The sequence below is a fragment of the Streptococcus sp. NLN76 genome, from assembly GCF_015686645.1.
GTDB lineage: Bacteria > Bacillota > Bacilli > Lactobacillales > Streptococcaceae > Streptococcus.
Genome location: NZ_JADPMS010000009.1, coordinates 25,458 through 49,064, shown reverse-complemented (window position 1 = coordinate 49,064; position 23,607 = coordinate 25,458). Strand labels below are relative to the sequence as shown.

Here is a 23,607-nt window from a genome sequence, read left to right as displayed (position 1 = left end):
GGTTGGAGGTAAAATGAAGGGCTGGGTAACAGACTTTGTAATGAAGACTGAGCAACAAGGAGGATAAGAAACAACCATGAGTCCTTTCCATAACTCTATTGTTCTGGGAAACATTGCAATAGTCAAGCATTTATACAATTATTGTTCAAACTGGGTTTTAATAACCCTCTAAACTTATATTACGAGGAGGATCAGATGGAATTTAAGAAAATTCTTTCCGATCCCTTAGAATCGGTTTTTGCAGTGAGCCACCTGCAGCATCTTGATGCAGAATTTCTTTTAGTTGCCTCGGAAGGAAAAGAAGGGGCTTGTTTTGCTTATGATGTAGGGAATCAGTTCTCGAAACAGCTTGTTTGGGAAGGTTTGGGAGGGACTAAGTCTATTGTTCAGGTACCGAATAGTCTTGATTTTATAGCGACTCAAGGATTTTATCCAGAGTACGATGGAGCACATTGTCAGTTGGTATACGGGCATTACCAGGATGGATCTTGGGAAATTCGTCCCTTGATGCATTTTCCTTATCTTCATCGTTTTGATTTGGTACAGGCTGAGGATGGTAAAACCATCTATTTCATAGGTGCAACCATAGCTAATTCTAAACTTTTCCCAGAGGACTGGTTAGATCGTGGGAAACTACATGTTGGTTATTTCGATCAGAAAAGTAGAAGCCTGAGAGGGTTACAAGAGTTACCTGTTCGTTTGTTGAAAAATCATGGTTACTTCTCAGTAAAAGAAGAAGGCTATTCCTTAATTGCATCCGCAGACGGTGTCTTTAAACTAGAATATCCCACTAAAGAGAATCCGGATTGGAATTTAGAACAAGTCTTTCATGAAGAAACTAGTGATGTGGTTGAAGTAGACTGGACTGGCCCAGATGCTAAGGATAAGGCAATTATTCAAGGTTTCTACGGGGACCGTTTTAGAGTTCTGAATGCGGTTTTCCAGCAGGAAGTCTATCGTTTCCCGGGTCCAACTCCTTTTGGGCACGCCCTTTGGGCGGGCTATTTAGCCCAAAAGGCATCTATACTATTTGGTTATCAAGAAGGAAAGGCTGAATTGATTCTCCTCCAAATGAAGAAGGATGGTATTGAGAGCCAGGTGGTAGAAGCAGGTGTTGGAGCCAGCAATGTGCTTGGATTTTCCGTTGAGGGGGATGACTATATTTTTTCTGCTAACCATGGTCAAAATCAGGTCGTTTTATATCAAATACTAGAATAAAAAAAGCTGGCAGGAACTGATCCGCCAGCTTTTTAGAATAGAAAAAAACTCGGAAGGGCTCCGAGTTACAATGCTAATTGCCGGGATTGAACCGGCGACCTCATCCTTACCATGGATGCGCTCTGCCAACTGAGCTAAATCAGCAACTTACCTACTTAGTATACAAGATGACCAAGTAGGTGTCAATAGGTTTTGAAAACTTTTTTGAAAATTTAGCGGAATTTAAACCCCTCATAGATCAACTCAAGTTTTGGGTTTCTCTTGTGGATTTGTTTGCTGAGAGCAGCCATCATAGGTTGAGGGCCACACATGAAGACAGTTCCTGATTCTGGAAGGCTTTCCTGTTCAAAATTGAGGTAGCCCTCAACCTGACTGTTGACGAGGTGTAGGCGAAAATGAGGGTTTGTCTTTGCTTCTTCTTGAAGCAGATCAAGGTGAATCGCATTTTCTTGCCCTGTATAGGCATAGTAAAGATCGATTTCTGCCTCTAGTTTTTGAGCCTGGCGAAGACCTGCTAAGAAGGGGGTCAAACCAATTCCGCCGGCAATCCATACTTGGCGCTTTTGTCCTTGTTGGAGGAGCATATGCCCATAAGCCCGATCGAGTGCAACCTTATGTCCGACTTTCAAGTTGTTATAAAGGTTGGCGGTGTGGTCACCAGAATTTTTAATGGTAAACTGAATGGTTTTTCCATGTCCTCCAGAGATAGAAAATGGATGGGCTCTGGTTTCAAAACCTTCTTCTCGGATTTGCAGAAATGCAAATTGTCCGGCTTCAAAAGGGAAGTTTTTTTGTAATTGCAGAGTTAGTTCAATGGTATCATGGTTTATTTTTTCAATTTTTGCAACTTTACCAAAATAGGAAAAACCAAAGGTTGGGTAATAAATCATGATGTAGAAGGCGGAGGCAAAACCAACAAGTATGAAATAGTTCGTTACAATTCCAAGAGGTGTAAAGGTTAAGACGAGATTCCCCATCAGCATATAGACATGGTGAACCGCAAATAGATATCCAAAAAAGACCAATCGATGAATCCAACGCCATGTTTCGTAAGGGATTTTTTTACCGAGGTAGGCAAGAAGAATGAGGATCAAAAAGATTGCCAGGCTATAATTTCCCATTCGGACACCGACAACTTCTCCTAGACGTGGTGGTACTAGACCGACCATGCCAATTCGATGGAGAAGCATGAGAACCAGGGCGAAGCAAGCTAAAAACTTATGCAAAGCATACATGTTTTCCAGACCATGAAAGAGTTTCTCGAGCCATAAAGCCCGTGTAGTGAGTAAAAAAGTGAGGGAGAGGGCTGTTAGAGCCAGAGCTGGTATGATAAACATCGTTAAGCCAGCCTGCGCCCAAACCCAAGCGGTTATGGCAAAGGAAAAGAGCAGAAGGAAGATTCCTTTTAACGATTTCATGTAATACTCCTATCTAGAATAAAATCTTTTCTAGTCTATCAAAAAAGAATCCCCATAAGCAAGAAATGTGCTTGTGGGGAATGCGGTTCTTTATGGGTCTGTTAAGTCTCTCTCTGAGGTTTCCTTACGAACTTCCTGTCGGAGTTGTAGGAAAAATTGTCCAAATTTAAACAGCAAATCTCTTTGTTCGGGACTCAACGTTTGGCTTCGTTGGATCACTTTAAGAATAGGACTGATGGCGTTTCGTTGGAAAAAGACATTAATGGAGGTGATACCTTCCTCCTCTAAGAGTGAGAAAAAGGTTTGGATAACGTTTGCGAGCTCTTTGTCTGGCACTTGTTCAACCAGGTGAAGCATGGTTTGCGCGAGTTGTTGACTTCCTGTAGAAAGCTTGTTTTTTCGTTTAAACTGATGGTCTTCAATTTCCCAAGTAAAGGTATTGTGTTGAGCCATCCCGTTTCGAACAGAGCTTTGAATGATATGGGCAGGAGCTTGGGAATAGAGGAGGACGCCAACTACTGAGTTTTCTGGAATATACCGTTGAATTTTTGGGTGAATATTCTGGTAACTATTACTGCTGAGAATAGTGGTGTGAAGGCCAGGTCCATCGAAGGAGTAGATATGACTCAGCTTTTTTTGAAACTCTTCCTTGGCTTGACTAGCGGCATAGATAGCTAAATTACCGCCCTTTGAGTGACCTGTAATGACAATATCCCCTTCTAATTTTTGTAAAGCCTGATCTAGATAGGATTTAGCCAAGTATTGGGCGGGGACTTCGTCCAAATAAGACATGAGCAAGTCCTCTTTCCAACCGACCAAACTGTCGTCGGTTCCTCGAAAGGCCAGGACATAGGTTTGGGGTTTGAGGCAAAAGATGATCGCTGAGAACTGAACATTTTCTTCAGACTTGATAATATTTTGAAATCCAACCAGCTTGAGGTTTTTGTAACGCTTGCTTGCGACCATAGCTTCCAATAACGAATAACGCTCCGTCATGAGGGGAGATGGATCATGGGGGAGTTTAGGCGCTAAGTCAACTAGTCTTTTGGCTTCATGTGGCGAAAAGCTTGAAGGGACTAGGTCATCAAAAGGTAGGTAACTCAGCTCAGCTAAAAGGAGGTAGTCGATTTCCCCATAAGGGCGATCGTAGAGATCATCATACTGGACCTCGTTTATATAGTCTAAGGTGTTCATACGGTTTCCACTTTCTGACTAGCTCGAAAGAGGGTGAAGGAGGTGAAGAAACCTACTACGACGATAACCCAGCTCAAAACGGTGAGAGAGAGGCTTTGGACCAGAGTAGCAGCAATAATAACTCCGATAACACCACCAAGAATCATCCAACCAAGCCCTTTTTTATAATAGGAGTCGTTTTTCATAAAGGTCATGCTTGAAACGGGCATAAGGGCTGCACAGGAGGTCATCATGATAGGGAAGGCTGCTAGAGGGTTCATTCCTAGCAGATAGACCATCACCATACAGGGAGAGTATAGCCCCACACCAGCCGACATGAGTGCCCCAAGAATAAAGTTTCCAATGATACCAATAAGGAGCCTCCAACCAGTCAAGCCCATGGCAGTATTGCCAGAACCAAGGGAGTCGACAAGTCCCGTGATTCGTCCTAGCATGATGAGACTCGTAAGAAACATGGCTATGCTGACGGTTGTAAGGATAAACTTCTTGTCTAGATGACTGACGATCTCACTCCCTAGTTTTCCTCCGATTGTAGCAGCGGTAACCATGGAAATCAAGGTTAAAGCATCTACTTGAACCACACTGATGAAAAAGAGGGCTTCAACCAGAGTTGGGAGGGTGTGCATAACATTGAGCGTTCCTGGAAGTTGCCGGTCGTCGTCCAAGTAGCGAGCTGCGCGAAAGAGGGTGGTAGTGGTGAGGAAGGATCCAATTCCAAGAGTGTCTAGAAAATCGGCGATGAATCCAATAAAAAACCCGGTAACAGCCTTAGGGCCAGTTTCAAAAAGTTCCCGAAGGCTGGCTCTCCGACCAAGAGCGGTTAAGTAGATCAGGCATAGGACGATCAGAATCGTCAAGATCATAGTAACGATAAGAATTCTCCTTTCAGAATTAAAAGGGAAAGAGCCGACTTCACAAAATCCTGTTTAGGTAGAGGTAGCCCTCCTTCCACTATAGTGCAATGCAGTATGACTAGAGTATAAGTATACCATAGAATCGACAGTGACTAGTGGGATAGCGAACTCTGCTTCCAGATTCGCAAGGTGGATTGAATTTTATTTTTCAGCTATTTATACGAACAAAAGGGATGGGCATGTGATAGAATAAGGAGTATTTGAAAAAGGGAGTAGAATATGAAAGCATTTCGAAAAAAAGATGGGAGCCAAACTCGAACTGAAATGCGGCGCCATCTGGGTCTGAGAGACCTACTATTTTTAGGCACGGGAGCGATGGTGGGGACTGGGATTTTCACCATTACCGGTATTGGAGCAGCAACCTTAGCTGGACCAGCCTTGGTGATTTCCATTATCATATCCGCCTTCTGTGTGGGCTTGTCCGCCCTCTTCTTTGCAGAATTTGCATCACGAATCCCAGCATCAGGGGGAGCTTATTCATATATTTATGCTGTATTTGGGGAGTATCCTGCTTGGATGGTGGGCTGGTTTACCATTTTGGAGTATATGATGGCTGTGTCAGGTGTGGCTGCAGGTTGGGGTGGATACCTCAAGGGTTTGCTGGCCTCATTTGGTTGGGGATTTCCTCAGGCCTTGAGTGGTACTTTTAACCCATCGGCAGGGACTTACATTGACCTGTTGCCTGTTCTGGTTGTTGCGTTTGTGACGGCTGTGGTCCTCTTGCAATCTAAAACGGCCCTGCGCTTTAACTCATTGCTGGTAATCCTGAAGTTTTCCGCCCTTTTCTTATTTGTTTTGGCAGGAGCTTTTTATATCAAACCTGCTAACTGGGCTGATTTTGCACCTTTTGGTTTTGGTTCTCTCTATGGAGCTAAGACAGGGATTATGGCGGGGGCTTCCTTGATGTTCTTTAGCTTTTTGGGGTACGAATCTTTGTCAATGGCGGTGGATGAGGTGAAGGAGCCACAGAAAAATGTTCCGCGTGGGATTGGTTTGGCCTTGATTTTTGTAACCTTGATGTACATCCTAGTGACCCTTGTTTTGACAGGGATTGTGCCTTATGATCAGCTCAATGTGGCGGATGCGGTGGCCTTTGCCTTGAGGAGTGCGGGGTTAACGTGGGCGGCTAACTATGTTTCCCTGGTAGCGATTTTAACCTTAATCACGGTTTGCATTTCGCTGACCTACGCCCTCTCTCGGATGATCTATTCCATTGCGCGTGATGGTCTTTTGCCTCAGGCTTTTAGGAAACTAAATCCTGTCAGCAAGGTGCCGACCAATGCAACTCTTTTAGTGGGAGTTTTTGCGGCCATTTTTGCGGGAATTTTCCCTTTAGCCAGTCTAGCTTCCTTCCTAAATATTGTGACGCTGGCTTATTTGATTATTTTGGCTTTGGGTCTCATTCGTTTGCGTCAAACGCAGGGGATGCCGAAAGGACAGGAGTTTAAGACGCCACTTGTTCCTTTGCTACCCATTTTATCGATCCTTATCTGCCTGTCCTTTATGGTGCAGTATGATGGCCTAACCTGGGTTGCTTTTGGAATTTCGATTATTTTGGGAAGCCTGATTTATTTCCTATACGGACAGAAGCATTCGAGCTTAAATTCATAATTGAGCTAAGAAACGTCGATCTTTAGAGATTGGCGTTTTTCTCTTTCAGGAATCTCCATTCTTTTTTGCCTGGATAGCCTTAGCATGATACAATAGTAACAGCAGGTTGAAAGGAGTTTTTTATGAATCAGTTAACAACCATGTTGGATCAAGAGTTTGGTCTTACCTTTCAAGATACAACACTCTTAGAAACAGCTTTTACTCATACTTCCTATGCCAATGAGCACCGTCTCTTAAACATTTCACATAATGAACGTTTGGAATTTTTAGGAGACGCTGTTCTACAGCTTTTGATTTCCGAATATCTGTATGCTCGTTTTCCGGAAAAACCGGAAGGGGAGTTGTCTAAACTTCGGTCGATGATGGTCCGAGAAGAAAGTCTTGCTGGTTTTTCCCGGGATTGTCAATTTGACCAATATATCCGCTTAGGGAAAGGGGAGGAAAAAAATGGAGGCCGTTCCCGCGAGACGATCTTAGGCGATCTCTTTGAAGCCTTTCTAGGTGCCCTGCTTCTAGACCAAGGTGTGGAAGCCGTTCGAACCTTTATAGCCACTTATATTATCCCCAAAATCGAAAAAGGACAGTTTGAGCGCGTGGTGGACTATAAAACTCACCTTCAAGAACTGCTCCAGGCTGGGGGTGATGTCCAGATTCGCTACCAAGTTCTAAAAGAATCGGGGCCTGCTCATGCCAAAGAATTCCTAGTTGGAGTCTTTCTGAATGACCAAGAATTGGCTAGAGGGTTGGGACGTTCCAAGAAATTAGCCGAACAGGAAGCAGCTAAAAAGGCTGTTGCAGAAAGGGAAGCGCATGTACTTAAAGGAAATTGAAATCCAAGGTTTTAAATCCTTTGCCGACAAGACCAAAGTGGCCTTTGACGATGGCGTAACCGCCATCGTCGGGCCCAATGGCTCTGGAAAAAGTAATATTACAGAGAGTCTGCGTTGGGCCTTGGGAGAATCCAGTGTCAAAAGCCTCCGTGGAGGCAAGATGCCGGATGTTATTTTTGCGGGAACGGAAGCTCGTTCCCGCCTTAACTATGCCCGGGTGCGGGTAACCTTGGACAATCAGGATCAGTACTTGGCTGGTCAAGGGGAGCAGGTTCAGATTGAACGGCAGATTTTCCGGAATGGAGATAGTGAGTACCGGATTGATGGACGTAAGGTGCGTTTAAAAGACATTCATGAGCTTTTTATGGATACCGGTTTGGGAAGGGATTCCTTTTCGATCATTTCCCAGGGAAAAGTCGAAGAAATCTTTACGAGTAAGCCAGAGGAGCGTCGGGCTATTTTTGAAGAAGCCGCGGGTGTTCTCAAGTATAAAACGCGTCGTAAGGAAACAGAAAATAAACTCAAGCAGACCCAGGAAAACTTGGACCGCTTGGAGGATATTCTCTACGAACTTGAATTGCAGTTACCTCCCCTCAAAGAGCAGGCGGAGGTTGCCCGCCGTTTTCAAGACTTAGATGGTCGGCGGTACCAAGCCACTTTGGATTTTATCCTAGCGCAATTGGATCAAGGGAAACGCGAACTAGATCAAGTGGTTGCAGCTTTAACGGAGGTTGAGGGCAAGTTGACGTCTTTCAAGGAGCAGCGTTTGAGCTTGGAGGAGGAGCTACAGGTTTGTCGAACCAAGGCGCAAGCTGTTGAAGGGGAGATGGCTAAGAAGCAGGAAGATTTATTGGCCTTGACTTCTTTGGTTGCGGATTATCAAACCAAGCAAGCCTTGCTGAAGCAGGAACGTCAACAATCGGGTCAGGCGGAAGCTGAAGGGCGCAAGCGTCTCGCTGAACTGACTCAGGAAGAAGCTACTCTCAACCAAGCCCTTCAAGACTTAGAGGAGGGATTGGCTTCGGAGGCTCAAGCTTTGGCTTTACTGAAGGATGAGGAGAAGGGACTTCGTGACCGTCTCAGTCAAGCAGATGACCCAGAAAGTCATTTGGAGCAACTGCGCGAACATTACTTGGAACTCCTACGCAAAGAAGCAGATTTGAGCAACCAGGCGACGAGTTTAGAAACGCAATTGGAAGCTCAGGAAGCCCAGGATTCTCAGCGAAGTCAAGAGCGGCAAGAGCTGGGGCAACAGTTGCAGGAGGCAGAAAGTCAAACCCAGCGTTTGAAGACAGAACTAGAAGCTATCGAAAGGGAATTAGGGGCTGCGCTTAAGGACTATCAAGATCGTGAGTCAAAACTCGTCCAGCTTCGTCAATCCTATCAGCAGCAACAGGAAACTTATTTCGGTCAGATGGAAACCGTCCGCAAGTTGGATGCCCGTCGGGAGAGTTTAGGAAATATTCTCGCCAATCATTCCAATCTCTACGCAGGTGTTCGCAGTGTACTGGCTGCCCAAGACAGACTTGTGGGGATACGTGGGGTGGTTAGTGAACATTTAACCTTTGACCTACGCTTCCAGCAGGCTTTGGACGTGGCCTTGGGAGCTAGCAGTCAACACCTGATTGTGGAAGATGAAGAAGCAGCGACCCAGGCCATTCGCTATCTTCAGGAAAAGCGGGCCGGTCGGGCAACCTTCCTGCCATTGACACGAATTCAAGCACGGACCATCTCAGATCAGCAAGCAGCCACCCTGGCTCAGGCACCCGGATTTTTGGGGATGGCGGTTGATGTGATTCACTTTGATCCGGAATTGGCGGGGATCTACGGCAATCTTTTGGGAACCATTGCGATTTTTGAAAGTATTGACCAGGCTCGCCAAGCGGCCCGTAGTCTCAACTACCGCCTGCGTTTGATCACCCTGGATGGTTCGGAAATTCGTGCTGGTGGCGCCTATGCCGGAGGAAGTCAGCGGAACAACCAGAGCCTGCTGCTGAAGCCAGAATTGGAGCAGGTTCAAGCGCAGCTGCAAGCAGCCCAAGTTGATTTACGACAGTTAGAACAATCCTTGGCCCAAACCAAAAAAGAGGTCGACGCTGGTCAAGCTGACCTCGAACAGCTCAAAACGGATGGCGAAGCTCTTCGGCTTCGGGAACAAGCGACTCGCCTCAATTGGGAACAGGCTCAGAGTGATTACCAACGCCTGAAGGAGCTTTTGCGAAATCAGCAAGAAAGACTTGGGGAAAATGCGCCTGCCCAGTTGCAAGAAAGACTGGAATCGTTACAAGAAACTCTCAGAGAAGTCGGACTAGACAAGGTCAAACTGGAAGCCGATCTAGAAGCGCTTCGTGAAAACAAGGACGCTCATCGTGATCAGGTTAAGGCCTTGGAAGAGAAACTTCAGAACTTGCTAGTGGAACAGACAGGTAAAAAAGGCCAGCTCAATCTCCTTCAGAGTCAGAAAGATGCCAAGCAGGCTCAGTTAACAAGTCTTGAACAAGAGCAGGCTGATCTAGAAAGACGCCTTCAGCAGTTGGCTACTCTTGAAGACTTGCAAGGCCAAGCCAGTGATTTGGAAAGTCGCTTGCAAGAAGCTCAAGCCGAAAAAGATGCTTGTCAGCAGGCCCTCATTCGACTTCGGTTTGAGAAAGAGGACTTGGAAGCCCAAGTGGAAGACTTGAATGATCACCTAGACCAGGCTCGTCGGGAAAATGAAGGCCTCATTCGGCAGGAAGCTCAGCTAGATTCCCAACGATCTAGTTTAGAAGCTGCCTTACGACGGGATTTGCAGCGCTTGACAGATGATTACCAGATGACCATCGAAGCTGCGCGTGAACAGGCTCAACCGGTTGAAGACCTTGAGCAAGCACGGGAAGAACTCAAGCAGTTGGAACGAGCGATCAAGGCATTAGGACCTGTGAACTTGGCAGCCTTGGAGCAATATGAAGAAGTTAAAGAGCGGCATGATTTCTTGAATAGCCAACGTCAGGACATCCTGGACGCTAAAACCTTGTTGCTGGATACTATGGATGAGATGAACCAAGAAGTTCGCGAACGATTCCAAACGACCTTTGAAGCCATTCGTCAGAGCTTCAAAGAGACTTTCCGTCAGATGTTTGGTGGTGGTCAGGCAGATCTCGTGTTAACGGATCCGGACCTGCTGGTCGCAGGGGTGGAGATTTCAGTTCAACCTCCTGGTAAAAAGATTCAATCCCTAAATCTAATGAGTGGTGGGGAAAAGGCTCTCTCAGCTTTAGCCTTGCTCTTTGCAATTATACGTGTTAAGACCATTCCTTTTGTCATTTTGGACGAAGTAGAAGCGGCCTTGGATGAAGCCAATGTGAAACGTTTTGGGGATTACCTCAAACGCTTTGACCAACGGTCTCAATTTATTGTCGTAACCCACCGTAAGGGAACCATGGCAGCAGCTGACAGCATCTACGGTGTCACCATGCAGGAATCCGGTGTATCGAGTCTGGTTTCTGTTCGTTTAAAAGATATGGAATAACAAAAAAATTCGACCCCAGGGTCGAATTTTTTTGTGACTATTCACCTTGATATGCTTCCAACTTCCAATCAATCTTATCGCCATCTTTGAGTTCAACATCTTGAGCTCCCTTGTCGCTCATTTGGCCATTGACGTCAAAGAGCCAGTATTTTTGCTCATCTGGTTGTTGTTCCACGCCGTTGATAGAAGTTACCAATCCGTTTTCTTCTTTGATGTCCATTTGCGCTTTCATGACATCTAGCAATTTATCGCCTTCTTTGAAAGAAAGTTCAAAAGGACTGTTTTCAATGGCTTTGCCGTCTTGGGTCACAGAAACTGTAATGTTGGACTCCACAACCTGGCTGCTAGACGCAGACGATGATGAAGAGGATTCTGTGGCAGACTGGTTGTTCGTAGCACAACCTGTAAGGGCTAGGGCAGTAAGGGCGAGCAGGGCAAATTTCTTCATAAAAAACTCCTTAAAAATGATATTGTTTGCGTAAAACCTTTATCAGGGGACTTAAAATAGGTTCCAAGATCAGGTAGAAAAGAGCGTTGCCTAGAGCGTGCAGGAGGTCGAAGGGCAGTCCTTGCAGGTAGTAGGCCCAAAAGTTGCTGACGCTATAGGTTTGAGCGGAGAAAAAGGAAATGACGAAACCGTAGAGGAAGCCGAAGAGAAAGGCGATCATGCTAAACAGAATTAGCCTAATTTTGGGCTTGGAAGCTAGGCTTCGATAGAGTGGGCGGAGGCCATAGAGGCCTGCCATGAGGATCGTATAAGTCAGGATCTGATAGATGGTCCAAGGACCCATCCCCAAGAAAATGTTGGAGATGACAATCGTCAGGGCTGCTACGATAACGCCATCTGCCAAGGTCAATTGCAGGGTTAACATCATTAAGATGGCGGTGACGGGCTGAATGTTGGGTAGGGCAGCCGTCACTTGGCGGCCAACAAAACAAAAAGCTGCCATGACGGCCAAAAAGGCCAGACGGCGACTGGACCAAACTCGTTTATCCATGGGGATACCTCTTTTTCCTATTTCATATTCATTTTAACATAGGTTTTTATTTTCTGTCTATCAAAATCCCTTTACAGCTGGTCTTTTTGAGTCTATAATAGAAAGCGATTTCAACAAGATGAAGGAGCAGGGAAAATGAAAGTCCATACTGTGAAGAGTGCCAAGCAAATCAGTGAAAAAGAACTAGTCGTCTATCTAACCGAGAAAACAGACTTGGATTTGGATTCGCTACTGGAATTGGTGGAGATTCGGGATTCAGAAGGAGAGGCGATTTTGGTTAAGGAGGCCGAGTGGCAAAAAGAAGGACAATCCTTCTCCCTTAAAGCGAGTTTGCGAGTGGATGCTGCAGCACCTTATCAGGTTCAAGTTGGGGATTCCCTTGTGGATAGCTTTCTGGATTGGAAATTGATGGATCAGTTCTCGGCCTCCGCGGCCCGATTGGGGCTTGTAGTTGGAGAAGATGGGAGTCACGTTCGCTTTGCTTTTTGGTCTCCTTCCGCCCGGTTGGTTGAGCTTATCTTATACGATAAGGAAAATGCCGATTTAGAGCTTGCTCAGATTTCGATGAATCTTGAAGAAAAGGGAGTCTGGGCCTTGGATTTGGACGCCAACAAGGAGTTGGGAATCACCGATTTACGGGGGTATTTTTATCATTTCCAAATCCATCGTGGCGACCAGACTGTACGAGTTTTGGATCCCTACGCTCCGTCCTTGGCAGCCTGGTCTAGTGAACAGAGACATAGGGGACTGGCCTACCAAGTCGCTAAGGGAGCTATCCTGGACCCCAGAGCAACTGGTCGTAGGGATTTAGATTATGTGAAAATACCAGGTTTCAAAAAACGGGAAGACGCCATTATTTACGAAGTCCATGTGCGTGACTTCACCTCTGATCCTGAAAGTCTGGAAGAATTAGAAGCTCCTTTTGGAACCTTCGAGGCGATGGAAGAGCGTCTGGATTACATCCAGTCGCTAGGAGTGACACACGTCCAACTATTACCTGTACTTAGTTATTATCTGGCTGATGAATTTCAAGCCCGGCAAGGTCTGTGGGATTATGCATCTGGAGGAACCAATTACAACTGGGGTTATGATCCGCAACATTATTTTGCTTTGACAGGGATGTATTCCAAAAATCCAGCTGATCCAGCACTCCGAATTCAGGAGCTTAAAAACCTGGTGGCAGCCATTCATGATCGGGGCATGGGGGTCATTCTGGATGTCGTCTACAATCACACTGCCCAGCTAGAGATTTTTGAAGATTTGCAGCCCCATTACTACCATTTCATGGATGAGGATGGCCAAGCCCGGACCAGTTTTGGTGGGGGGCGCCTAGCTTCGACACATGCCATGACTCGTCGACTCATGATTGAATCCATTGTCTACTTGATGGATGTTTACAAGGTCGATGGTTTCCGCTTTGATATGATGGGGGACCATGATGCGGAGGCACTGGATCAAATTTCGCGTATTGTTCTGGCTGTAAATCCCTGGGCTCTGATTTTGGGTGAGGGCTGGCGAACCTATGTTGGAGATGAGGGGGATACAAGCCCTGCTGCCGATCAAGACTGGATGTCCAAGACAGATAAGGTGGCTGTCTTTTCAGACCATTTCCGTAATAGCCTCAAATCTGGTTATCCAACCGAAGGGGAATCTGCCTTCTTAACGGGCGGTCCAACCGATATTGACGACCTCTTCCAGTCTCTTAAGGCTCAACCTTCCAACTTTGAGGCGGATCAACCAGGGGATGTTATCCAATATATTGAGGCTCATGATAACTTGCCATTATTTGACATTATTGCCCAATCCATTCGTAAGGATCCAGCTCATCCAGAAAATATGGCGGAAATTCACCGCCGTATTCGTTTGGGGCAACTGCTCTTATTCACTTCTCAAGGGACAGCCTTTCTGCATGCTGGACAGGAGTATGGTCGGACCAAGCAATTCCGCCACCCTGATTTTGAGCAGCCGGTTGCCAAGAACTTGGAGCCTCATAAATCCTATCGACTTGAAGATGCGGATGGAACTCCCTTCCAGTTTCCTTATTTTATCCATGATTCTTATGATGCTTCAGATGCGGTGAACCGCTTTGATTGGGCTAAAGTTCGAAATAAGGAGCTTTATCCCCATGCAGTGCAGACTCTTGACTATACCCGTGGTCTGATTGCCTTGCGAAAAGCAGAAGAGGTCTTTCGTCTGTCAGATCGGCAGCAAGTGGATGAAAAGGTGCACCTCCTCACCCCAGGGGTAGGCGAAGATCTGTTCTTGGCCTATCAACTAAATGCCAGCCTTGAAGAAATTTTGATGGTCCTGGTCAATGCGGATGATCAAGCTCGGGAAATCAGTCTGCCTCCGTTAGAAGTCGCAAAATCCTGGCAAGTTCTAGTGGATGGTGAGCAGGTGAATATGACTGGAATTCCTGTAGATCAACAACAAGGGCTGACCTTTAAGGGAAATAGGGTCGTCTTGGATCCCTTGACTGGAGCGGTTCTGAAAATCTGTCTCTAATTGTGGTATAATTTTTCCAATCAGAAAAAGGAAAGAGATGACTATGGCAGAGAAAACCATTGTATTTAAAGTCGGTACATCTTCCCTGACCCAGGAAAACGGCAATCTGGATCGGATTAAGATAGCTCGGATCACCAATCAACTAGCCCAGTTGCATCAGCAAGGCCACCATATTGTTTTGGTGACCTCGGGATCCATTGCGGCAGGCTTCCGTCGCTTGGGCTTTGACAAACGACCGACAAAGATTGCGGAAAAACAGGCTTCTGCTGCTGTAGGGCAAGGGCTCTTAATTGAAGAGTACACTCAGAATCTGATGAAGGACGGGATTGTCACAGCCCAGATTCTCTTAACCCAGGATGATTTTGCGGATGCCCGGCGTTATCAGAATGCTTCGCAAGCCCTGCAGGTTTTACTCAAGCAGCGGGCCATTCCGATTATTAACGAAAATGATACCATCGCCATCGAGGAGATTAAGGTCGGGGATAATGATACCCTATCTGCTCAAGTGGCTTCCTTGTTGAAGGCAGATCTTTTGGTTCTACTTACGGATGTGGATGGACTCTACACCGCTAATCCCAATCAGGATCCCAATGCCCAGCATTTGCCAGTAATTGAGTCCATTGGGGAAGAACTCTTTGCCATGGCGGCTGGGACTGGCTCCTCCAATGGAACAGGGGGGATGACGACCAAACTCCAGGCGGCTCAAATTGCTACCAAGTCTGGAGTTCCAGTCTTTATCTGTTCCTCTAAAGAAGATACAGCCCTTTTGCAGGCTGTGACACAAGAAAATCGCGGAACTTACTTCTTAGAAAACAGCCATGCTATGAATCAGAGGAAACAGTGGATGGCCTTCTATGCTCGGGTGGATGCTCTAGTCGAAGTTGACCCAGGAGCTGTCGAAGCACTCTTACATAAGGGGCGGAGTTTGCTGGCGGCCGGAGTGGTGCAGGTGGAAGGTGAATTTGAAGTTGGACAGGTGGTTGAAGTCTACAGTCAAGAGTCGCATCAATTGATTGGTAAGGGGCGCGTGCGTCTGTCGTCTGCGGATTTGGAGCAGGCCTTGAAAGACGGTAAGGCCGAGGGACTTTTGATTCACCGCAATGATTGGGTAACCCTATAGGAGGACGTATGAAAACGACACAAGAATTATTGGATTCATTATTGGAGCACAAGGCCTCCATCAATTTGGCCAGCAGTCAGGTGAAGACCCAGGCGCTTGCAGCTATGGCGAACCAACTTGAAGCTCAAGCAGATGCCATTCTAGCCGGGAACGCCTTGGATATGGAAGCGGCCCAGGGAAGAATCAGTCCTGTTATGCAGGACCGGCTCTTGTTGACCAAGGAACGCATTGAGGCCATGGCGGCAGGAATTCGGGTCTTGATTGATTTAGAAGATCCTGTTGGCCTAGTCTTGGAAGAGCATGTTCGTCAAGATGGGTTGCGGATTCAAAAACGGTCGATTCCTTTTGGCTTGGTCGGGATGATTTATGAGAGTCGTCCCAATGTAACGTCTGATGCGGCGGCTCTAGCCATTAAGAGTGGCAATGCGGTCATGTTACGGGGAGGAAAAGAGGCCTTTCATTCTGCTCAAGCGATTGTAACTGCTTTGAAAGCTGGTTTAGAAGAAGCTGGCGTCCACCCAGGTGTTATTGAATTGGTTCAGGACACCAGCCGTGCATCAGCCCAGGAAATGATGACGGCCAAGGGTAAGATTGATCTATTGGTTCCACGGGGAGGTGCTGGACTCATCCAAGCAGTTGTAGAGCAGGCGACAGTTCCAGTGATTGAAACAGGGACAGGAATTTGCCACGTTTATATTGATCAGGATGCAGATCTAGACATGGCGGTCTCCATTGCTGTTAATGCTAAAACCAGCCGCCCATCCGTCTGCAACTCGGCTGAAGTTCTAGTTGTTCATAAGAACATTGCTCCTGAATTTTTACCAGCTTTTGAGGCAGCCTTGGAGGGGAAAGTGGAATTGCGAGCAGACCAAGAAGCCCAAGTTTTCTTGAAACAATCGACCCAGGCAGGTGAACAAGATTTTGACACCGAATTTTTGGATTACATCATGGCGGTGAAAGTGGTCGACGATGCGCAGGCTGCCATCGCGCACATCAATGAGCACTCAACCGGTCATTCTGAAGCCATTGTGACCAATCATTCAGAAACAGCGGACCTCTTTACCTTGATGGTGGATTCTGCAGCTGTTTATGTCAATGCCTCCACCCGCTTCACGGACGGAGGCGAATTTGGCCTCGGTTGTGAGCTCGGCATTTCAACTCAAAAAATGCATGCGCGTGGTCCGATGGGACTAAGAGAAATGACAACCTACAAGTATGTTGTCAGCGGCCAAGGCCACATTCGATAGGAGAGAGTCATGAAAATCGGATTTATTGGAATTGGCAATATGGGTGGTTCCTTGGCTAAGGCAGTAGCCGAGGCTAAGGACACAGAGCTTTTCCTCAGTAACCACAATCCAGCCAAGGCTCAAGGACTAGCAGAGGTGTTAGGGGCAAAACTAGCTAGCAATGAGGAGATTGCTGCTCAAGCAGAGGTCATTTTCCTTGGCTTGAAACCCTACTTGATAGCAGACTTGGTTTCCCAACTTGCACCTCTAGCAAAACCGGGAACAATCTGGGTATCCATGGCTGCCGGCGTGACGTTAACCAGTCTTTCTCAGTACCTACCTGAGGAAAATCTCGTTCGGATCATGCCCAACACACCAGTAGCCATTGGCCAGGGCATGACTACCTACAGTTTAACGAATGCAGAGTTGGCACCTGTGGTGGAAACCCTATTAGCTCCAAGTGGTCAACTCATGCAAGTGCCCGAAAAACTGATGGATGCTGCCACAGCTTTAGCAGGCTGTGGTCCAGCCTTTGTCTATCAAATGATTGAAGCTCTTACCGATGCCGGAGTGGAACAGGGCATTCAAGCTACGGATGCTAAATTCCTAGTGGCTCAAACCCTTTTAGGATCTGCCCAGATGGTCCTTGATTCGGACAAGCACCCAGCCCAACTCCGACAAGAAGTGACCTCACCAGGAGGATCCACGATTGCTGGGGTTGCCAGTCTGGAAAAAAATGGATTCCGCTCTGCCCTCATGCAAGCCATCAGTGCAGCAGTCCAACGAACACAAGAATTAGGTAAATAGACGAATGGCAGAAAACAAGTTCGCCCCAACGGGACAGGATGTAGAAGAGATTTTTCAAAACATCTCATCCGTAAAAAAACAAGCTGATGCCTACTTACTTCTGGAACTCTATACCAGTATCAGTCAAGAAAATCCTCTTGTATGGTATCCTGGAATTATTGGTTTTGGAGAGACTGAGTATCTCCTGGACTCTGGTCGAACAGGCATTACACCACGCTTGGCCTTTGCGCCCAGACAGACAAAATTTTGCCTTTACTTTGATCCAAATTTTCTTGAGGAACAAGCTTCCCTGCTTCAGTCCTTAGGAAAATACAATACTGGCAAGGGCTGTGTTTATATTAATAAACTGGCCGATATTGACCTCGATGGATTGCAAGAGTTGCTGAAGCAGTCACTGTAGAAATCTTTTAATGAAACAGGTTTTTGTTTGACTTGTTTCACACATTTGATATAATTTAAGTAGAGATAAACGAGTTTGTATATGATACTTGTTGTCTTCAAGGAGATTCCGTGCCATACTGGAAGTTTTAATTTTGGAGATTCCGTGCCATACTGGAAGTTTTAATTTTGGAGATTCCGTGCCATACTGGAAGTTTAAAATGGGTTGTCGTTTGACAACCTTATTTTTGTCAGGAGGGGAACGATGCAAGAAATGAAGTTCTATCAAATTGATTCTTCATATTTGAATATTTTGAGACAAGTTGATGAAAGAGTTCCACTCAATAAAGAATTTTATGGCCGTAAAGGGGCTCGTCCATACATTGGCATTATGTTAACAGTTGAGAATATAGATTATTTTGTTCCTTTGAGTTCTAAAAAGAAACGCACTAGTTTTGTTGTAATGCCAATATATGATTCAAATCGTGTTCAAATTGCATCGTTACTGTTAAATAATATGCTTCCGGTACCACCAAAATTTCGAAAATTGTTAAATATGGATGGTGTTAAAATTACGAATCCAAAATATTACGATCTTTTGTTGAATGAATTGAATTATTTAAGACCACGTACTAAGGCAATAAAATCAAGGTGTGCTATCATACGATCGGTTATAGTTGAGGGAGATGAAAGACCGCAGATAAATGATAAAACTAAAGATTATTGTCTAAATCTAGCTGAGTTAGAAGTTGAATATCGTAAAATTTCCTAATTTGTGTCGCTTTATTCATCTTAGTGTATGAAAAGGCTGCAATTGTATTAGCAAATTCCATGTCGATCAACGATTGCCCCTTTGGAAATAAGAAACAGACTAAAAAGGTAGGAATCCAAATCCACTCAAGTGGACTGGATTCCTACCTTTTTGTCTGCTATGGTTCCTGTTGGAGGTTTTGGTTGATCAAACCAATCTCTTTTTTCATTTTCTGATAATTGAAGAAGTAAATAAGGATATAGATGAAAATGTAGATGGTCTCAAAAAGAAGGATTGCTTGCCATTTGAGAGGGAACCAGCCTGCAAGTAGAGCTAGGGAGGTATAGTCTTTTAGTTTGCTTTTAGTACAAGGCAGCGAGTCGCAGACAGTACTGAAGTACGGCAAGACGAGCTAACACAGTAATAAAAGATAAACTAAAAGAGTATAAAACCAAGACTAGTAACGATGAAGTGGGTCAGGGTCATTCGAAGGAGACTCCAGTCTTTGTGGAAGAAAGTATCACTCCAGGAAAATAAGAGACCAACTCCAATCCAAATCAGGATTGATATGACAAAGGTGCCAACTTCATTAAAGTGAGCTAGATAAAATTTTCCACTTTCTGAGAAAGGGTTGAGGGGATAGTAGTCCCCTTGACCGAATAGGGCAGATGTAAGTAGAGAAATGACTAACCCCATAAAAATGGAACGGGTTACAATAGCAAACAATTTCTTCATAATCCTAAGACCTCCTTGATGGTTTTCAGATAGCGACGAGAAGAATAGGCTTGATCACCATCCAGAAAATGAATGAGAACCAAGCCATTCGTGGTTAATTCTAAGTGTTTAATCTGATCCAAGTTTACGACCTCTGACTGAGAAATCTGTAAAAAATGAGGGGGCATGATTTCTTTTATCCGGTAGAGTCGTAGTTGTGCATGAAAGACTTGTTGCTTGGCACGAACTTGCAAGATTCGATTTTCCAGATAGATTCTAGTAATCTCTCTCCATTTTAAGAAATAAATTTCTTGGTCTAATTTGACAGTCAATTGATCTTTTGATTGTTCAATGTGATTGGCGTAGGCAATGAGTTCAGAGAGTTGAGGAGTAAGAGAGCGAATCTTGAAATTCACTAAATCTTCGAAAAATGATGGATCAATGGTTTTTTTTACCTTCATAACATTTCCTCCTCGTAATATAAGTTTAGAGGGTTTGTCTATGTGGTCGAAATGGGTGTCCAATCGGTTGAAATCCTATTGTTAGCGGCTATTTTGTGTTCGTTGCGGTAACGACTTTCTACTCAAATCAAGTATTGTCTCAAACCTTATCCGTGTATGTAGAGAGCTGATTGTCTATCTAATTACTAGTAGGGTCTCCCTGCTGTTATTCTCATCTTTTGACTATCAAGGAATCTGTTTTATGTTGGGCAGATTCCGTTTTCTATTTCCTGTTCCCCAGCCTCTAGGATTGTTTGGTATAATAGGAACGTATGAACTCAATGAAAATTTCAAGAAGACAAGGGAGTGGGTTATGAAAATCATTGCGACAGACTTAGACGGTACGTTTTTGGATGGCAATCATCAATTTGACCAGGAACGTTTTTCGAAGTTATTGGATCGTTTAGAGGAGAAAGGGATTGTGTTTGCGGCAGCGTCTGGTCGGGGAATTGCTTCCATGCGGGAACTGTTTGCACCCTTTCGGGATCGGATTTATTTGATTGGTGAAAATGGGTCGATTATTGAAGAGCGGGGGCAAGTCATTTGGTCTCGCACGATGGATGAGCTGGCGGTGGAAGAATTATTTGCGATTTTGGAATCCAGTCCTTATGTCGATAAAAATCAGCTGATTTTTTCTGCGGAGAATGAGGTTTATGCCTTAAATACGGTTGATTCGGAATACTTAGCCTTTTCACGTCGTTACCATCCCAATGTTCAGTTGATTGGAGATTTAAAGGAGATGCGGGAACCGATTTTCAAGGTTACGCTGAATTTGAAACCGGCAGAAATGGTCGAAGGTTTGGCTTGGATTGCGCAGGCTTTGCCAGATTATTCGGTGATGACAACGGGCTTCCAAACCTTAGATATTGTTCCTACAGGGATTGATAAGGGGGGGGCTCTTGGGCGCTTGTTGATTATGAAGGATTGGCATCCGGATGATTTAGTGGCTTTCGGAGATCAGTTTAATGACCGTCAGATGTTGGAATTGGCTGGTTTGGCCATTAGTCCGGAAAATGCGAAAGATGAAATTAAGGCTTTGGCAGACCGAGTGATTGGCCCTGCGAGCGAGGGCTCTGTTCTTACATATATGGAGGAGTTGGTTTAATGGATATTCGTTTAATTGCCCTTGATTTGGATGGAACCTTATTAACGAGCGACAAAAAGATCAGCCCGCGAACCAAGATTGCCCTAGCCGCTGCACGGGAGCAAGGTGTTAAGGTTGTTTTGACGACAGGACGTCCGCTTAAAGCCATGGATTTTCTGTTAAAGGAGTTGGAGCTGGATGCTCAGGAAGAAGAGTATGCGATTACCTTTAATGGTGGTTTGATCCAACGCAATACAGGGGAGATTTTAGCAGAGGCTCGGTTTAGCTACGACCAAGTTCAGGAACTATACCAGCTTAGCCGTGACTTGGGCTTACCCTTGGATGTTATCCAGGAAGGGACAGTCTTTAATATTGAAGGTCCGATTGCCTCACGTTACCAGTCTTTCAACCCAAGCTTAGATTTCACCTTGATTTCCTTTGCCGATTTAAATGAGCAAGCTTTTTATAATAAGTGTATCTCAGCTCATGACGCAGCTGCTTTAGATGGGGCCTTAGAACAAATCCCAGCCCCATTTTTTGAAAAATATGGAATCTTTAAGTCCAGAGATCAATTGCTAGAGTGGTTGCCAAAAGAGGCGGATAAGGCAAGAGGGTTGGAGAAATTGACGGCTCTCCTAGGCTTAAGCAGAGATCAGGTCATGGCCTTTGGGGACGAGGCCAATGACCTAAGCATGATTGAATGGGCAGGTTATGGGGTTGCCATGGGCAATGCAGTGCCAGCCTTGAAAGAAGTGGCTTGGAAGGTCTTGGATTGGACCAATGACCAGGACGGGGTCGCTCGTGCCGTTGAAGAATATGTATTGAAGGAGAAAGAACATGGGGCTATTTGATCGCCTATTTGGAGTTGAGAAAAAGGAACCAGCTGAGGAAGAAGTTGAAGAGACAGTGGCAAGTGAGGCGGTCGAGGCAGACGAAGTGGAAATGGCATCTGAATCTGAGTTGCCCACTGAAGAAAAAACTGAATCTGAAGACTTAATGGAGAGTCAGGTCGAAGTAGTTTCTGAGTCAGACTCTGAAGAAATGACTTCAGAAGTTGAAAAGGTAACAGCCGACACCTTACCAGATTACTACGTACAAATGCGCGCTCAACTGGATGCGGCTAGCCGCAAGGTTGAGGAAGAACAATTTCAGGAGGCCTTGGAAGAAGTCCGCAAACGTCGGGAAACCGAGACTGAAAAGTACAATCGAAGCTTGCAGAAAACCCGCTCAGGTTTCTTGGAAAGCCTCAATGCTTTCTTTGCCAATTTCCGAACGGTGGATGAGGAGTTCTTTGAGGAATTAGAGGAGCTCTTGATTACCAGTGATGTCGGTGTCCAGGTCGCAACGCAATTAACGGAAGAGCTTCGTCAAGAAGCACGTCTGGAAAATGCCAAAAAACCGGAAGATCTTCGCCGGGTCATCATTGAAAAATTAGTAGACATCTATGATAAAGATGGCCATTACGAAGAAGAAATCAACTTCCAAGAAGGTCTCACTGTCATGCTCTTTGTAGGTGTCAATGGAGTCGGGAAAACCACCTCCATTGGAAAATTGGCCTATCGCTATAAAGAAGAAGGTCGTAAGGTCATGTTGGTGGCAGCGGATACCTTCCGCGCCGGAGCTGTGGCTCAGTTGGTTGAATGGGGTAACCGCGTCGATGTTCCGGTTGTAACTGGACCTGAAAAAAGTGATCCCGCCAGCGTCGTTTATGATGGCTTGGAGCGAGCTCAAGCTGAAGGTGTTGATGTGCTTCTGATTGACACAGCTGGTCGCTTACAAAACAAAGACAATCTGATGGCTGAGTTGGAAAAAATTGGTCGGATTATCCAGCGCGTGGTTCCAGATGCACCTCATGAAACCCTCCTAGCCTTGGATGCTTCAACGGGACAAAATGCCCTAGTCCAAGCTAAAGAATTTTCGAAAATTACCCCGGTGACAGGGATTGTCCTCACCAAAATCGATGGTACCGCCCGCGGTGGCGTTGTGCTAGCGATCCGTCAAGAATTGGATATTCCCGTTAAACTAATTGGTTTTGGGGAAAAATTGGACGATATTGGTGACTTCAAGTCTGAACAATTTATGCGTTCCCTCTTGGATGGCGTTTTTGTATCAGATATAGATTAGACAATTCTAATGGAATTCTGTTTCTCTAATATGAGGCTGGAACTTAGTGTGCCAGCCTTCTCTTTTTGCTAGATGTGATAGATTGGAGACTTTAGATGGCACTCCTAGGCCTCTTACTCTTATTTGCTTTTTCAGGTTACCTGGCGAACTTGGAGAAAGGCAAGCGTTTTAATCTTTTCAAGGCATTGTTACTGGTGGCAGGTGAAGCCTTCATTGGAATGATCTTATTTACGCTGTTTGCTTTTCTCATTACCATTTCAGACGTATCCCTTGTTTTGTTAGATTCAGGAAGTTCATTGTTTGTGGTGGTCTTGTTACTGGCGGTTCTCAATGGTTTTATTCTCTACTGGATCAATCGTTGGTTTTTCCCCACCTTTTCCATCTCGAACCAGATACAAACCCTTTGTGAATACATTATCCAGTGGCTCTTGATTTATGTGACGGTTTATCAGGACCTTTTTAACAATTTGAACAGCTTTTTAAAACTGGCGGAATTATCCGCTAGTGAATTTGGCAAGTGGGATCTAACGCACCCCAGTGTTTTGACTTTACTAGTCCTCCCTTCCTTAATCTCCGTTTGGGTCGGCATTATTTTGTATAAAACCAAAGAGGATACGATTTAAAAAAGGATTCGCAGCGCGAATCCTTTTTACGATTATATATATAATAATTCCCCTTAAAATTAAAGTTCTAAAATCTTTCAAAAA

At 45.3% G+C, this 23,607-nt stretch carries 21 protein-coding genes and 1 tRNA gene; 14 read left to right on the top strand and 8 right to left on the bottom strand.

Annotation, left to right across the window (positions count from 1 at the left end; genetic code table 11):
- Nucleotides 1-195: 195 nt before the first annotated feature.
- Entirely contained in the window at nt 196-1,218 is a 1,023-nt protein-coding gene (locus tag I1A59_RS02965; RefSeq protein WP_196091329.1) for a hypothetical protein, read from the top strand.
- Between the two features lie 71 nt (nt 1,219-1,289).
- Here the strand turns inward: I1A59_RS02965 and I1A59_RS02960 are convergent.
- From I1A59_RS02960 to I1A59_RS02945, 4 genes are all read right to left on the bottom strand, one after another.
- Nucleotides 1,290-1,362, bottom strand: a tRNA-Thr gene (locus I1A59_RS02960).
- A gap of 68 nt (nt 1,363-1,430) precedes the next feature.
- On the bottom strand, nt 1,431-2,636 hold the full coding sequence (locus I1A59_RS02955) for a ferric reductase-like transmembrane domain-containing protein (RefSeq protein WP_196091328.1): 1,206 nt from the start codon (nt 2,634-2,636) through the stop codon (nt 1,431-1,433).
- A gap of 90 nt (nt 2,637-2,726) precedes the next feature.
- Complete coding sequence (locus I1A59_RS02950) at nt 2,727-3,830, bottom strand: Mbeg1-like protein (RefSeq protein ID WP_196091327.1); 1,104 nt, start codon at nt 3,828-3,830, stop codon at nt 2,727-2,729.
- On the bottom strand, nt 3,827-4,693 hold the full coding sequence (locus I1A59_RS02945) for a sulfite exporter TauE/SafE family protein (protein ID WP_210766431.1): 867 nt from the start codon (nt 4,691-4,693) through the stop codon (nt 3,827-3,829). The genes I1A59_RS02950 and I1A59_RS02945 overlap by 4 nt, the downstream gene beginning before the upstream one ends.
- Before the next feature lie 270 nt (nt 4,694-4,963).
- Here I1A59_RS02945 and I1A59_RS02940 point away from each other — a divergent pair, with 270 nt between their 5' ends.
- From I1A59_RS02940 to smc, 3 genes are all read left to right on the top strand, one after another.
- A complete protein-coding gene (locus tag I1A59_RS02940; RefSeq protein ID WP_196091326.1) occupies nt 4,964-6,355 on the top strand; it encodes an amino acid permease in 1,392 nt (463 codons plus the stop codon).
- 122 nt (nt 6,356-6,477) lie between these two features.
- Nucleotides 6,478-7,185 (top strand): ribonuclease III, encoded by a 708-nt coding sequence (gene rnc / locus I1A59_RS02935; protein ID WP_196091325.1) that lies wholly within the window; start codon nt 6,478-6,480, stop codon nt 7,183-7,185.
- Complete coding sequence (gene smc, locus I1A59_RS02930; protein WP_196091324.1) at nt 7,166-10,693, top strand: chromosome segregation protein SMC; 3,528 nt, start codon at nt 7,166-7,168, stop codon at nt 10,691-10,693. The genes rnc and smc overlap by 20 nt, the downstream gene beginning before the upstream one ends.
- A 37-nt stretch (nt 10,694-10,730) precedes the next feature.
- Here the strand turns inward: smc and I1A59_RS02925 are convergent, their stop codons facing one another.
- Together I1A59_RS02925 and I1A59_RS02920 are read right to left on the bottom strand one after the other, a co-directional pair.
- A complete protein-coding gene (locus I1A59_RS02925; RefSeq protein ID WP_196091323.1) occupies nt 10,731-11,141 on the bottom strand; it encodes a DUF4430 domain-containing protein in 411 nt (136 codons plus the stop codon).
- Between the two features lie 10 nt (nt 11,142-11,151).
- The gene (locus tag I1A59_RS02920; RefSeq protein WP_196091322.1) at nt 11,152-11,691 is read right to left on the bottom strand and encodes an ECF transporter S component; all 540 of its coding nucleotides are present in this window, start codon (nt 11,689-11,691) and stop codon (nt 11,152-11,154) included.
- A 135-nt stretch (nt 11,692-11,826) separates the two neighbouring features.
- Between I1A59_RS02920 and I1A59_RS02915 the strand changes: the two genes are divergently transcribed.
- The 6 genes from I1A59_RS02915 to I1A59_RS02890 all read left to right on the top strand — a co-directional run bounded on the left by I1A59_RS02915 (nt 11,827) and on the right by I1A59_RS02890 (nt 18,499).
- Nucleotides 11,827-14,196: a pullulanase gene (locus I1A59_RS02915; protein ID WP_196091321.1), complete on the top strand. Its 2,370-nt coding sequence runs from the start codon at nt 11,827-11,829 to the stop codon at nt 14,194-14,196.
- A gap of 43 nt (nt 14,197-14,239) precedes the next feature.
- Nucleotides 14,240-15,316: a glutamate 5-kinase gene (gene proB, locus I1A59_RS02910; RefSeq protein WP_196091320.1), complete on the top strand. Its 1,077-nt coding sequence runs from the start codon at nt 14,240-14,242 to the stop codon at nt 15,314-15,316.
- Between the two features lie 8 nt (nt 15,317-15,324).
- Nucleotides 15,325-16,563, top strand: a complete 1,239-nt coding sequence (locus I1A59_RS02905) for a glutamate-5-semialdehyde dehydrogenase (protein WP_196091319.1) — start codon at nt 15,325-15,327, stop codon at nt 16,561-16,563.
- A 9-nt stretch (nt 16,564-16,572) separates the two neighbouring features.
- Entirely contained in the window at nt 16,573-17,349 is a 777-nt protein-coding gene (proC, locus tag I1A59_RS02900) for a pyrroline-5-carboxylate reductase (protein ID WP_196091318.1), read from the top strand.
- 4 nt (nt 17,350-17,353) lie between these two features.
- Nucleotides 17,354-17,749 (top strand): DUF1801 domain-containing protein, encoded by a 396-nt coding sequence (locus I1A59_RS02895; protein WP_196091317.1) that lies wholly within the window; start codon nt 17,354-17,356, stop codon nt 17,747-17,749.
- A 243-nt stretch (nt 17,750-17,992) separates the two neighbouring features.
- On the top strand, nt 17,993-18,499 hold the full coding sequence (locus I1A59_RS02890; RefSeq protein ID WP_196091316.1) for a type III toxin-antitoxin system ToxN/AbiQ family toxin: 507 nt from the start codon (nt 17,993-17,995) through the stop codon (nt 18,497-18,499).
- A 414-nt stretch (nt 18,500-18,913) separates the two neighbouring features.
- On the opposite strand, the gene I1A59_RS09765 is transcribed toward I1A59_RS02890, so the two are convergent.
- Nucleotides 18,914-19,213: a DUF3021 family protein gene (locus I1A59_RS09765; RefSeq protein WP_196091314.1), complete on the bottom strand. Its 300-nt coding sequence runs from the start codon at nt 19,211-19,213 to the stop codon at nt 18,914-18,916.
- On the bottom strand, nt 19,210-19,653 hold the full coding sequence (locus I1A59_RS02875; protein ID WP_196091313.1) for a LytTR family DNA-binding domain-containing protein: 444 nt from the start codon (nt 19,651-19,653) through the stop codon (nt 19,210-19,212). Before I1A59_RS02875 ends, I1A59_RS09765 begins: the two co-directional genes overlap by 4 nt.
- 352 nt (nt 19,654-20,005) lie before the next feature.
- On the opposite strand from I1A59_RS02875, the gene I1A59_RS02870 reads away from it, so the two are divergent.
- The 4 genes from I1A59_RS02870 to I1A59_RS02855 all read left to right on the top strand — a co-directional run bounded on the left by I1A59_RS02870 (nt 20,006) and on the right by I1A59_RS02855 (nt 23,523).
- Nucleotides 20,006-20,797, top strand: a complete 792-nt coding sequence (locus I1A59_RS02870) for an HAD family hydrolase (protein ID WP_196091312.1) — start codon at nt 20,006-20,008, stop codon at nt 20,795-20,797.
- Nucleotides 20,797-21,627 carry a Cof-type HAD-IIB family hydrolase gene (locus tag I1A59_RS02865; protein ID WP_196091311.1) on the top strand — a complete coding sequence of 277 codons (831 nt, stop codon included), beginning with the start codon at nt 20,797-20,799 and terminating at the stop codon, nt 21,625-21,627. Before I1A59_RS02870 ends, I1A59_RS02865 begins: the two co-directional genes overlap by 1 nt.
- On the top strand, nt 21,614-22,900 hold the full coding sequence (gene ftsY / locus I1A59_RS02860) for a signal recognition particle-docking protein FtsY (RefSeq protein WP_196091310.1): 1,287 nt from the start codon (nt 21,614-21,616) through the stop codon (nt 22,898-22,900). The genes I1A59_RS02865 and ftsY overlap by 14 nt, the downstream gene beginning before the upstream one ends.
- 95 nt (nt 22,901-22,995) lie before the next feature.
- Nucleotides 22,996-23,523 (top strand): hypothetical protein, encoded by a 528-nt coding sequence (locus I1A59_RS02855; protein ID WP_196091309.1) that lies wholly within the window; start codon nt 22,996-22,998, stop codon nt 23,521-23,523.
- Nucleotides 23,524-23,607: the final 84 nt, after the last annotated feature.